The 12593-nt window shown below is 71.5% G+C and carries 9 protein-coding genes; 5 read left to right on the top strand and 4 right to left on the bottom strand.

The annotated features are described in order from the left end of the window. The 5 genes from IEX47_RS14875 to icmF all read left to right on the top strand — a co-directional run bounded on the left by IEX47_RS14875 (nt 1) and on the right by icmF (nt 6867). A complete protein-coding gene (locus IEX47_RS14875; RefSeq protein WP_188784806.1) occupies nt 1-1146 on the top strand; it encodes an acyl-CoA dehydrogenase family protein in 1146 nt (381 codons plus the stop codon). A 151-nt stretch (nt 1147-1297) separates the two neighbouring features. Next, nucleotides 1298-2806 (top strand): malate dehydrogenase (quinone), encoded by a 1509-nt coding sequence (gene mqo / locus IEX47_RS14870; RefSeq protein ID WP_188784805.1) that lies wholly within the window; start codon nt 1298-1300, stop codon nt 2804-2806. A gap of 19 nt (nt 2807-2825) precedes the next feature. After that, on the top strand, nt 2826-3131 hold the full coding sequence (locus IEX47_RS14865; protein WP_188784804.1) for an MGMT family protein: 306 nt from the start codon (nt 2826-2828) through the stop codon (nt 3129-3131). A gap of 10 nt (nt 3132-3141) precedes the next feature. After that, nucleotides 3142-3642 (top strand): MarR family winged helix-turn-helix transcriptional regulator, encoded by a 501-nt coding sequence (locus IEX47_RS14860; protein ID WP_188784803.1) that lies wholly within the window; start codon nt 3142-3144, stop codon nt 3640-3642. A gap of 108 nt (nt 3643-3750) precedes the next feature. Beyond that, nucleotides 3751-6867, top strand: coding sequence for a fused isobutyryl-CoA mutase/GTPase IcmF (icmF, locus tag IEX47_RS14855; protein WP_188784802.1), 3117 nt, complete (start codon nt 3751-3753; stop codon nt 6865-6867). Here the strand turns inward: icmF and IEX47_RS14850 are convergent, their stop codons facing one another. From IEX47_RS14850 to IEX47_RS14835, 4 genes are all read right to left on the bottom strand, one after another. Further along, nucleotides 6868-7749: a DUF2510 domain-containing protein gene (locus tag IEX47_RS14850; RefSeq protein ID WP_188784801.1), complete on the bottom strand. Its 882-nt coding sequence runs from the start codon at nt 7747-7749 to the stop codon at nt 6868-6870. 2 nt (nt 7750-7751) lie between these two features. Next, entirely contained in the window at nt 7752-8258 is a 507-nt protein-coding gene (locus tag IEX47_RS14845) for a hypothetical protein (protein ID WP_188784800.1), read from the bottom strand. Nucleotides 8259-8275: 17 nt separating this feature from the next. Beyond that, nucleotides 8276-9463, bottom strand: a complete 1188-nt coding sequence (locus IEX47_RS14840; RefSeq protein ID WP_188784799.1) for a WXG100 family type VII secretion target — start codon at nt 9461-9463, stop codon at nt 8276-8278. Nucleotides 9464-9611: 148 nt separating this feature from the next. Continuing rightward, entirely contained in the window at nt 9612-12590 is a 2979-nt protein-coding gene (locus IEX47_RS14835) for a bifunctional [glutamine synthetase] adenylyltransferase/[glutamine synthetase]-adenylyl-L-tyrosine phosphorylase (RefSeq protein ID WP_188784798.1), read from the bottom strand. Between the last annotated feature and the right edge of the window lie 3 nt (nt 12591-12593).

Below are 12593 nucleotides of genomic sequence, written 5' to 3'. Positions count from 1 at the left end.
ATGGACCGCAACATCTTCGAGCCCGAGCACGACGACTTCCGTCGGAGCGTCCGCACCTACCTCGAGCGCGAGGTCGTCCCGGCGTACCCGGAGTGGGAGAAGGCCGGCATCGTGCCGAAGTCCCTCTTCACCGGCCTCGCCGAGCTCGGCCTGACGGCCGCCGTCCCCGAGGAGTATGGCGGGGCCGGCTTCCACGACTTCCGCTACAACGCGATCTTCATCGAGGAGGGCGCGTACGCCGGAGTCGGCCCCGCGATCCTCGGCCCCACGCTCCACTCCGACATCTGCCTCCCCTACCTGCTCGAGCTCACGACCGACGAGCAGAAGGCGCGCTGGCTGCCGAAGGTCGCCTCGGGTGAGTCGATCGTCGCGATCGCGATGACCGAGCCGGGCACCGGCTCGGACCTGTCCGGCATCCGCACCAAGGCGGTCCGCGACGGCGACGACTACGTGGTCAACGGCGCCAAGACGTTCATCACCAACGGCCAGAACGCCGACCTCGTGATCCTGGCCTGCCGCACCGGCGAGCACCCGCACAAGGGCATCTCGCTGATCGTCGTCGAGGAGGGCACGCCGGGCTTCTCGCGCGGCCGCAACCTCGAGAAGGTCGGCATGCACGCGCAGGACACCTCCGAGCTCATCTTCGAGGACTGCCGGGTGCCGGCCGCCAACCTGCTCGGCAAGGAGGGCGAGGGCTTCTTCGGCCTCACCAACAACCTCCCGCAGGAGCGCCTCAACATCGCGATCGGCGCCATTGCCGGCGCCCGCGCCGCGCTCGAGTGGACCAAGCAGTACGTCCGCGACCGCAAGGCGTTCGGCAAGCCGATCGGCGCGCTGCAGACGATCAGCCACCGCCTGGCCCTGCTCGAGACCGAGGTCGAGATCACCCAGACCTACATCGACCGCTGCATCCTCGAGCACAACGACGGCGGTCTCTCCGTCGCCGACGCCGCCAAGGCGAAGCTCTGGTCCACCGAGGTGCAGGGCCGCGTCGTCGACGCCTGCGTCCAGCTCCACGGCGGCTACGGCTACATGCTCGAGTACCCGATCGCGCGCGCCTACATCGACAACCGCGTCCAGCGGATCTACGGCGGCACGAGCGAGATCATGACCGAGATCGTCGGCCGGAGCCTCAACCTGGGCTGAGCTCCCGGACGTGCTGCGCGGGCTCGCGCAGGGGCCGACCAGCCCCTGCGCAGCCTCGCGCAGGGCGGCGCTGTGTGACATTGCTCAAAAGTTCGTCCCAAAGTGCAGGCTCAACTTCGTGAAAGCATTCACATGGCGCCAGAATGGCCCGGTGACCGAGACTAACCAGTCGCAGCAGACCACGACCGACGTCCTCCTCATCGGCGGCGGCATCATGAGTGCCACCCTCGCCACGCTCATCGCGGAGCTGGAGCCGACCTGGAGCATCCGGGTGCTCGAGCGGCTCGACCGCCCGGCGCGCGAGTCCACGGGTCCGTGGAACAACGCGGGCACCGGCCACGCCGCGCTGTGCGAGCTCAACTACACCCCGCAGGCCGAGGACGGCAGCGTCGACATCTCCAAGGCCGTCGTCGTCAACGAGCAGTTCGCGCTCTCGCGCCAGCTGTGGGCGTTCCTGGTCGAGAACGGCCGCCTCCCGGCCGCTGACCGGTTCATCCACGCGACGCCGCACATGTCGTTCGTCTGGGGCGACGAGAACGTCGCCTACCTCCGCGAGCGCCACCGCCTCCTCTCCGCGCACCCCCTCTTCGAGGGCATGCTCTACAGCGAGGACCCCGAGCAGATCCGCGCGTGGGCGCCGCTCCTCCTCGAGGGCCGCACCGCCGAGGACCTCGCCGACGAGCCCATCGCCGCGACGTACGCCGTGCAGGGCACCGACGTCGACTTCGGCGCGCTCACCGAGCTCCTCCTCGACAGCGTGGCCGAGCGCGGCCTCACCGTCGACTACGACGCTGACGTCAAGAAGGTCAAGCGCGCCGACGACGGCACCTGGATCGTCAAGGGCAAGAAGTCCGGCCAGAAGTTCGAGCACCGCGCGAAGTTCGTCTTCGTCGGCGCCGGTGGCCGCGCGCTGACCCTCCTGCAGAAGTCGAAGATCCCCGAGATCAAGGGCTTCGGCGGCTTCCCGGTCAGCGGCGAGTTCCTCCGCACCGACAACCCCGAGCTCGTCGCGCAGCACCACGCGAAGGTCTACGGCAAGGCCGCGGTCGGCGCCCCGCCGATGTCGGTCCCCCACCTCGACACGCGCGTCGTCAACGGCAAGACCAGCCTGATGTTCGGCCCGTACGCCGGCTTCTCGCCGCGCTACCTCAAGCACGGTTCGCTGCTCGACATGTTCCTCGCGATCCGCTGGCACAACCTGATCCCGATGATCAAGTCGGGCCTGGCCAACGTCCCGCTGACGATCTACCTGATCACGCAGCTGATCTCGCGTCCGAAGACCAAGTTCCGCGACCTCCTCGACTTCTTCCCCGACGCCGACCCGAAGGACTGGGAGAAGATCACCGCCGGCCAGCGCGTCCAGGTGATCCGCCCCAACGGCGTCCTGCAGTTCGGCACCGAGGTCATCACCCACGGCGACGGCTCGATCGCCGGCCTGCTCGGCGCCTCGCCGGGCGCCTCGACCGCCGCGCCGATCATGTTCGAGATCCTCGAGCGCTGCTTCCCCGCCCAGTGGGCCGGCTGGCAGCCGCAGCTCAAGCAGATGGTCCCGAGCCACGGCCACAACCTTGTCGACGAGCCGGGCCTGGCGCGCGAGGTGCAGAAGCGCACCGCCGCTGTCCTGGGCCTCGAGGTCCCGGACGTCTCCGACGTCGCCTGACCCCTCTGCGCGAGCGGCCATGAACGAGGAGTTCACCGAGGACGTGCTGCGCCTGGTCCAGGAGATCCCGCCGGGCCGGGTGCTGACGTACGGCGCGATCGCGCGGATCCTCGGCCAGGGCGGCCCGCGCGGCGTCGGCGGCGTCATGAAGCGCGAGGGCGACAGCGTGGCCTGGTGGCGCGTCGTACGCGCGGACGGCACACTGCCCGCGCACCTCGTGATCGACGCCCAGGAGCACTGGCACCTCGAGGGCACTCCCCTGCGTCGTGGTGCCGTCGACGTGGCTGCGGCGTGCTGGGACGCCGAGGCGGACCCGTCCCGCTAGCCTGAGCCCCATGCCCGAGGCGAAGGACCCGATCCAGCAGGCGCGCGCCCAGTGGGTCCGCCACGGTTGGGAAGACGCTGCCGACGGCATGGCGATGGTGACCACGCTGACGCGGGTCCAGCAGCTGTTCCAGGAGCGCATCGACGCGACGCTGCGCCCCTACGCGCTGACCTTCGCGCGGTTCGAGGTGATGCGGCTGATCTCGTTCACCCGCTCGGGCTCGATGACGATGTCGCGGCTCGGCTCGCTCCTCCAGGTGCACGCCACCACGGTGACGAGCGCCGTCGAGCGGCTCGTGCAGCAGGGCTACGTCGAGCGCGCGCGGTCCGAGGAGGACCGCCGGGTCATCCATGCCTCCCTCACGCCCGAGGGCGCGCGCGTGGTCGAGGAGGCCACGGCCGCCCTCAACGCGGAGGTCTTCACGAACCCCGGCCTGGACCCGACCGGCACTCGTCGGCTCTACGACGCCCTGGCCGCGCTGCGCGCCGCACTCGGCGACCTTCCGCGCTGACCCTTCCCGGGTGACCGGCGGCGACACCCGACGACGGCGTCGCCATTATTCCTTGGATGTCCTAGTATTGAAGTGCTAGGACATCCAAGCATCCCCGGGAGCCCCTCTGTGACCGCCTTGCACGTCCCCACCCACCCCGTGCGCCTCGTGACCGCGTCGAGCCTCTTCGACGGCCACGACGCCTCGATCAACATCATGCGGCGGATCCTGCAGTCGCAGGGCTGCGAGGTGATCCACCTGGGCCACAACCGGTCGGTCCGCGAGGTCGTCGAGGCGGCGCTCGAGGAGGACGTGCAGGGCGTGGCGGTCTCGTCGTACCAGGGCGGCCACGTCGAGTACTTCGAGTACCTCGTCGAGTCGCTCCGCGCTGCGGGCGCGGGCCACGTGCAGGTCGTGGGCGGCGGGGGTGGCGTCATCGTCCCCGACGAGATCGCCCGGCTCCGCCAGTCCGGCGTCACGATCTTCTCCCCCGAGGACGGCCAGCGGCTCGGCCTCGCCGGCATGGTCAACACCGTCGTCGAACGCTGTGACACCGACCTGTGGGAGCTCGCCCCGACGACGGCAGACGCGGTGCTGACGGGTGACCGGCCGGCGGTCGCGCGGGCGATCACGGGCGCCGAGGCCGGCCGGCTGACGCCCGAGGTGCTCGAGCAGATCCGGTCCGCCGCGACCGCCCGCACCGTGCCCGTGCTCGGCGTCACCGGCACCGGTGGCTCCGGCAAGTCGAGCCTCACCGACGAGCTCGTACGCCGCTTCCGCACCGACTTCGCCGACAAGCTCCGCATCGCCGTGGTGGCTGTCGACCCCACGCGCCGGCGTGGCGGCGGCGCCCTGCTGGGCGACCGGATCCGGGCCAACGCGGTCGAGGGCGAGCAGGTCTTCTTCCGCTCCCTCGCCACCCGTGGTGCCCACGAGGTGCCCGAGCACCTCGACGACGTGATCACGGTGCTGAAGGCGGCCGGCTTCGACCTCGTCGTCATCGAGACTCCGGGCATCGGGCAGGGCGACGCGGCGATCGTGCCCTTCGTCGACCACGCGCTCTACGTCATGACGCCGGAGTTCGGCGCCGCGTCGCAGCTGGAGAAGATCGACATGCTCGACTTCGCCCACACGGTCGCGATCAACAAGTTCGAACGCCGCGGCGGAGCCGACGCCCTGCGCGACGTCGGCCGCCAGCTGGTCCGCAACCGCGAGGCCTTCGGCTCCTCTCCCAGCGACATGCCGGTCTTCGGCACCAGCGCCGCCACGTTCAACGACGACGGCGTGACCGCGCTCTACCAGCACCTGCGCGACGCCCTGCACGACCACGGCCTGCCCGCAGGCGAGGGCGTGCTCCCCCGCGTCGACGTACGGCACTCGTCGGGACTGCACCAGGTCGTGCCCGCCGACCGGAGCCGCTACCTGGCCGAGATCACCGAGACCGTCCGGCGCTACCACGCGGAGACCGAGGAGCTGGCGGAGCTCGCGGCCGACCACCAGGCGATCCAGCGGGTGCGCGCGCTCGGCTCGCGCGCCGTCCGTGCCGGCCGCGACGTGAAGCCGCTGCCGGACGGGCTGTCCGCGGCGCTGACCGGCTGGCCGGAGGTTCGCGAGCGCGAGGCCGCACAGACCCGCGAGTCGCTCTCGGGCCTGGCCATCCCCCGGGTCGCCGTGCCGCGCGGCACCGACCACGGTGAGCTGGTCCGCTACCTGCGCCGTGAGAACCTGCCCGGCCACTTCCCCTTCACCGCCGGCGTCTTCCCCTACAAGCGCGACAACGAGGACCCGGCCCGCATGTTCGCCGGCGAGGGCGACCCGTTCCGCACCAACCGCCGCTTCAAGCTCCTGTCCGAGGGACAGCCCGCGACGCGGCTCTCGACGGCGTTCGACTCGGTGACGCTCTACGGCCGCGATCCCGACGAGCGGCCCGACGTCTACGGCAAGGTCGGCACCTCCGGCGTCTCGGTGGCGACCCTCGACGACATGAAGGCGCTCTACGACGGCTTCGACCTCTGCTCCCCGACAACGAGCGTGTCGATGACGATCAACGGCCCCGCGCCGACCGTCCTGGCCTTCTTCCTCAACACGGTCATCGACCAGGCCCGCGAACTCGGCCGCGACCCGGAGGAGGCGCTCCGCACCGTCCGTGGCACGGTCCAGGCCGACATCCTCAAGGAGGACCAGGGGCAGAACACCTGCCTCTTCTCCACCGAGTTCAGCCTGCGCTGCATGGCCGACGTGCAGGAGTGGTTCATCGAGCACGGGGTCCGCAACTTCTACTCGGTCTCGATCTCCGGCTATCACATCGCCGAGGCCGGAGCGAACCCCCTGACGCAGCTCGCCTTCACCCTCGCCAACGGCTTCACCTACGTCGAGGCCTACCTCGCGCGCGGCATGGACATCGACGACTTCGCGCCCAACCTGTCGTTCTTCTTCAGCAACGGCATGGACCCGGAGTACTCCGTGCTCGGCCGCGTCGCCCGCCGGATCTGGGCGGTCGCGATGAAGGAGAAGTACGGCGCCAACGAGCGCTCGCAGAAGCTGAAGTACCACGTCCAGACGTCCGGCCGCTCGCTGCACGCGCAGGAGATGGCGTTCAACGACATCCGCACGACGCTCCAGGCTCTCTGCGCGATCTACGACAACGCGAACTCACTCCACACCAACGCGTACGACGAGGCGGTCACCACCCCGACCGACGAGTCGGTGCGGCGCGCGCTCGCCATCCAGCTCGTCATCAACCGGGAGTGGGGCCTGGCGATGAACGAGAACCCGCTCCAGGGCTCGTACATCATCGACGAGCTGACCGACCTCGTGGAGGCGGCCGTGCTCGAGGAGCTCGACCGGATCAACGAGCGCGGCGGCGTCCTCGGCGCGATGGAGACCGGCTACCAGCGCGGCCGGATCCAGGACGAGTCGATGCTCTACGAGCAGCGCAAGCACGACGGCTCGCTGCCGATCATCGGCGTCAACACGTTCCGCGCACCGTCGTCGGACGAGGAGCCGCACGAGGTCCAGCTGGCTCGTGCCACCGAGACCGAGAAGCAGTCGCAGCTGCAGCGGGTCCGCACGTTCCGCGAGGCCCACCGCAGCGAGGCGACCGAGGCCCTCGCCCGCCTCAAGCACGCCGCGACCTCCGGCGAGAACGTCTTCGCCGTCCTCATGGAGGCCGCTCGTACCTGCACCCTCCAGCAGGTCACCGAGGCGTTCTTCGAGGTCGGCGGGGAGTACCGCCGCACCGTCTGATCAGCTGCGCGGGCGCACCTGGTCGGTCCAGCCCGAACCGTCGTGCCAACGCTCGTGCGTCCCGTCGGCCGTGGGGTACCACCCCGCTGCCACGACATCGGGAGCGACGACGGCGGGAGCAGTCACGGCTCCAGGCACCCCACCGGCGGGAGCGGCAGGAGGCATCGCACCGGCGATCCCGGAACGGACGCCTCCCCCTCCACGCAGGACGCGGAGGAAGTCGGCCTTCGCGCGCGACGCGATGTCGTCAGCGCCCGGGGTCGGCGGGTTCGCCTTCACCAGTCGTCCTCCGGAACGCCAGAGCTTCCAGCCGAAGTAGATGCTGCCAGCGCGCAGGCTGACCAGCACCAGCCCGATGAGCGCGAAGAGAAGGCCGACCCCCAGGAAGATCCAGCCGACGATGCCGAAGACCGAGACACCGATGCGGTTCTGGCTGGGGTCTGCGGAGTTGTACTTGACCCCGATCGCCTCGCCCACGGACCGCTTGCACAGGCCGGACGACGACCCTTCCGAGAACGCACGATAGGTCCGGCCGTCGACCTCGAACGTTGCCGTCGCACTGCACGTGCGGTCGGAGTCCGGGGCGCTCACAGAGGTCAGGTGCCCCGTGGCCGTCGCGTCGACGTCAACCCCGCGCGTCATGACGATGGGTCCGAGCACGACGAAGACGAGGCCGAGCCCGAGGAAGACCAGAGCGCCCAGGATGCCCGGGCGCGAGCGACGCCCGAAGGGGTTCTCCAGGCCGACGAGGCCGTCTGCGATCAGCGCCCCTCCGATCACCTGACGCACGCGGCCGGCGATGTACGGGTCCTTCGACTCGTGCTTCTCGACCTCGGCCCTGGCCTGGGCCACGAGATTCGACGCCTTGCTGATGATCGACACGCTCACTCGCCTTCCGGCGCCTGCGACAGGCGCTCCTCATCCAGCCGCACCGCGCTGATGAACGACGCGAACTCGGGCCGGACCGTGGGGAACTGCTCATTGGTGCAGGTGACCGTGTTGACCACGATCGCCTGCTCGTCGGGATTGCTGGTGGCGAACGACATGATCACCTGGATCGCCTTCAACCGGTCCGGGACGCCGGGGAGCTCGCAGTCGAGCAGCTGCATGATGCCCTTGAGGCCGTCCGCGCCAAAGGGCTTCCGCTCGGCCACGGTGGCACTGACGCCATCGGCTCGGAAGCTCTCGAGCGCCTCGTCCGCCAGTCCCTCAGCGGACACACCTGCCGGCCGCACCGCGCCACCGACCGTCAGTGTGGGCGTGTACTCGCCCTCGGGGACCCAGCGCAGGGCGACGAACTCCGCACTGGTCACTCCCACTGACGCGGGTTCGACGGCGCGCCAGTACTTGCTCGGCTCCTCGAGCGTGAGCGGGACCGGAATCGTGTTCATGTTGTTCTCCATCGAGATCACCAGTTCCAGGGGGCGTACTTCGAGTCGGCTACCGCATCGACCGCGTCGCTGCCGGCATCGAGAACGGCGCCGCCAGCATCGCTGACCGCGTCGACGACGGCACCCGGATCGACGGTCACGTCGAAGTCGACCTTGCCACCGAGTCCCAGGCCGGCCCCGAGCTCGCCACCGATGTGGAACTTCCCGTCCGGACCCTTGCCCACGGTCACGTCTGCCTCGGCACCGACTCCGGCCCACCCCTCTACGCCGGCGGTGCCACCGACACCGGCAACGGATGCGCTCAGGTCTGCGCGGGCCCGCGCTCCGGCGAAGGCCTCCACACCCGCATGCAGCCCGTCCTTGCCGATGGACGCGTCGCCGGAGACGCTCGCCTCGACCGACGCCTCAGCGGAGCCCCCGACCTCGGCAACCCCGAGCTTGGCCTTCCCGGACGCCTTCGCTCCCACGGCCACGAGGCCGGCGCTGCCGCCCACCGCCAGCCCGTCCTCGGTCAGGCCCGCGTGATAGTCGGCCTTCGCCTCGCCGACGTGATACTCCGCCTTGCCGGAGAGGTCGACGTCCCCCGCCTTGTGGGTGCCCTCGACCTCGCCGCCGGCGAGCTCCGCAGACGCCTCGCCCTCGTGGAGCTTCACATCGAGGCCGGGCTTGCCCCTCTCGGTGTAGCCGTCCTTGGTGTCCGTGCGGTCGTCGGCGCGGTGCTGCGGGTCATCTCCGTCATGGTCGAAGTCGTGACCGTACTCATCGTGCTTGTACTTGCCGCGGAACTTCTCGCGGACCGTGCCGTCGGCCTGCTCCGGGTCCTCGTACGGCTCGTCGCCATCACCATCGGAGTCTGCCGGGCCACCCGGCCCGGACGGCTTCGTACCGGGCGGGACGGCGCCGGGTGGCAGGGCGCTGCCGGGCCCGCCGGGAATGATGCCGCTGGTCGTCTCCTGCTGGGCGATCTGCTCGACCGCGTCGCTCGACATCTGCTCGAGCTGCTGCGCGCACTGCTGGAGGGTGAGCCGGTGTTGGCCCGACCACGCGTCGGAGAAGTCGACCGTGTCCTGGCCCTCCCATGCCTGGGCAGCCTGGTTGATCAGCCGCTGCACGGCCTCGTTGACCATGGTGAGCTGGTGACTGTTCTGACGGAGCTGCTCCGCGACGCGACGGATCCGCTCCGGATCCATTCCGACAAACGCCATGGGTGCTGCCTTCCTCGCCTGACCGGACCCGAACCGGTCGTCCCCCGAAACCTAAGGTGGCAGCCGTCGGGACGTCGATGGGCAGAACTCCCCACGAGGTCACGGCGCCAGCGGCACCGTATCGCAGACCAGTTGCTGGCTACAGGCGTCAGTCCCAGAAGACCCGGTCCACCACGGCGCGCGCCCGGCGCGTCGCGCGGAGGTAGTCGTTGAGCATCGCGGTCGACTCCCCCGGCGCATAGCCGAGCACCGCGGCGACGGCCGCGCGCTCGCGCGCGTCACTCGGCACCGCGTCACCGGGCCGCCCGCGCACGAGCGTCACCGCATCACGCACGCGCGAGACCAGGCGCCACGCGAGCACGAGGTCCTGCGCGTCGTCCGCGCTCAGCAGCTCGAGGTCGGCGGCTGCCTGCAGCGCGGCGAGGGTACGCGGCGTGCGCAGGGAGGGGTGCCGACCGGCGTGCCGCATCTGGAGGAGCTGGACGGTCCACTCGATGTCGGCGAGGCCGCCGCGCCCGAGCTTCAGGTGGGTGTGCGGGTCGGCTCCACGGGGCAGGCGCTCGGCGTCGACGCGCGCCTTGAGCCGGCGTACCTCCAGGACGGCGTCGTCGTCGATGCCGCCCGGCGGGAACCGCAAGGGGTCGATGAGGGCCGTGAAGCGCTCGCGCAGCTCGGGGTCGCCGACCACCGCATCGGCACGGAGCAGCGCCTGCGCCTCCCACGTGCGCGACCAGCTCGCGTAGTAGGCGGCGTAGGACTCGAGGGTGCGGACCAGCGGCCCCTGCCGCCCCTCCGGCCGGAGGTCGGCGTCGAGGTCCAGTGCAGGGTCAGAGCCGGGGAGAGCGAGAAGGCGGCGCAGCTCCAGCGCCACCCCCTGGGCGTACGCCGTGGCGCGCGACGCGTCCGGGCCGGGAACGGGCTCGTGGACGAACATGACATCGGCGTCGGAGCCGAACGAGAGCTCCGCCCCGCCGTAGCGACCGAGGGCCACGATCGCCATGCGGGTCGGTGGCTCGGTGAAGCCCCGCTGCCGGGCGACGTGGGCCATGACGACCTCCAGCGCTGCCTCGACCGTCGCGTCGGTGAGCGCGGAGAGGCCGGCCCCGACCTCGGCGACGTCGGTGCCGGCGACCAGGCTGCCGGCAGCGATGCGGAGCAGCTCGCGGCGGCGCACGGCCCGGATCGCGCGGACGCCGGAGACCGCGTCGGGCTGGCGTCCCGCGATGCTCCGCATCTCCGCGAGCAACGCCTCCCCCGGCAGGGGCCGGAGCGGCTCGGCGAGGACGCGCACGCCCTGCGGCTCCCTCTGGAGCAGGTCGGTGGCATAGCGCGACGTGGCCAGCAGGCGCGCCATGCGCTCGGCGACCTCGCCCTCGTCGCGGAGCAGTCGGAGGTACCACGTGGTGGTGCCGAGCGCCTCGCTGATCCGCCGGAAGCCGAGCAGGCCCGCGTCGGGATCGGGCGCGTCGGCGAACCACTCGAGCATGACCGGCAGCAGCGTCCGCTGGATGGCGGCTGCCCGACTGACCCCTGAGGTGAGCGCCTCGAGGTGACGTAGCGCGGCGGCCGGGTCCGCGTAGCCGAGGGCGGCCAGCCGGGCCCGCGCGGCCTCGGCGCTCAGCACCGCGCCCTCGCCCGGGAGCCGCGAGGCGGCGCTGAGCAGCGGTCGGTAGAAGAGCTTCTCGTGGAGCCGCCGGACCTCGCGGCGGTGCGCCCTCCACTGCTTCTCGAGCTCGGCGGCGGCGTCGCGCCCGAGCTCCATCGAGCGGCCGAGCCGCCGCAGCGCATCGGGGTCGTCGGGCACCACGTGAGTACGCCGCATCTGCTGCAGCTGGATCCGGTGCTCGAGCCGGCGCAGGAACCGCCACGACTCCTGCAGCGCGCCGCCGTCCTCGCGGCCGACATAGCCGCGCTGGGTGAGGTGCTCCAGCGCCGGGAGCGTGCCCCGGTCACGGATCGCCTCGTCTGCCCGGCCGTGCACCAACTGGAGCAGCTGCACGGCGAACTCCACGTCCCGCAGGCCGCCCGAGCCCAGCTTGAGCTGTCGCTCCGCCTCCTGCGCCGGGATGTGCGCGACCACCCGGCGACGCATCGCCTGGACGTCCGCGACGAAGCCGTCGCGCGTCACCGCACCCCAGACGAACGGCTCCGCCATCTCCACGTACGCCGCACCCAGCGCGCCGTCGCCGGCGACCGGGCGGGCCTTGAGCAGCGCCTGGAACTCCCACGTCTTCGCCCACCGCTCGTAGTAGGCGCGATGGCTGGCGAGGGTGCGGCTCAACGGCCCCTGAGAGCCCTCGGGCCGCAGGTTGGCGTCGACCGGCCAGATGGTGCCCGCCGCGGTGTGCTCCGAGCAGATCCTGATCAGGTGGCCGGCGAGCAGCGCCGCGGTCCGCGCGGCCGCGGCGTCGTCGACCCCGTCAGCGGGCTCGTGGACGAAGACCACGTCGACGTCGCTGACGTAGTTGAGCTCGCGCCCGCCGCACTTGCCCATCGCGACGACGGCGAGGCGCACGTCGCCGGCCGCCTCGCCCACGCGGGTGCGCGCCACCGCCAGTGCCGCCTCGAGGGTCGCGGCTGCGAGGTCGGAGAGCTCGGCGGCGACGTCCTCGACGGCGAGACCGTGGGCGAGGTCGCGGGCGGCGAGGCGGAGCACCAGCCGCCGGTAGCCGAGCCGGAGCGCGTCGACGGCCTCCGCATCGGCGAGCGTCGCGACAGGCGACTCCTCCGCCGGTGAGGCCCCGACCGCGCGCAGCAGGTCCGCCCGGAGTGCGAACGCCGGCGGGCGGGTCGACTCCAGCAGCGGGTCGGCGAGCTCGCGCCACGCACCCGGGACGCGGACCACGTGGTCGGCGAGTGCCGTGCTGGCCCCCAGCACCGCGAGGAGCCGGGCCGCCGTCGGCGGGTCCTCGGCGAGGGCCGGCAGCAACGCCGCCCCGTCGGGCCCGGACGCGAGTGCGACCAGGGCCGCCAGCGCCGCATCGGGGTCGGCGCTGCGGCCGAGCGCCTCGCGCAGGCCGTCGGCGTACGGGCCGAGGGTGGTGAGGCCGGCCAGCGCCGCGTCGACGTCCTGGAAGCCCAGCCGGAGCAGGGTGCTCCGGTCGGTCCTGCGGTCGCTGGGGCTCACACC

Source organism: Nocardioides phosphati, assembly GCF_014646375.1.
Taxonomy (GTDB): Bacteria; Actinomycetota; Actinomycetes; order Propionibacteriales; family Nocardioidaceae; genus Nocardioides; species Nocardioides phosphati.
The sequence above is the reverse complement of the archived record's forward strand: the minus strand, read 5'-3'. Positions and strand labels throughout refer to the sequence as shown.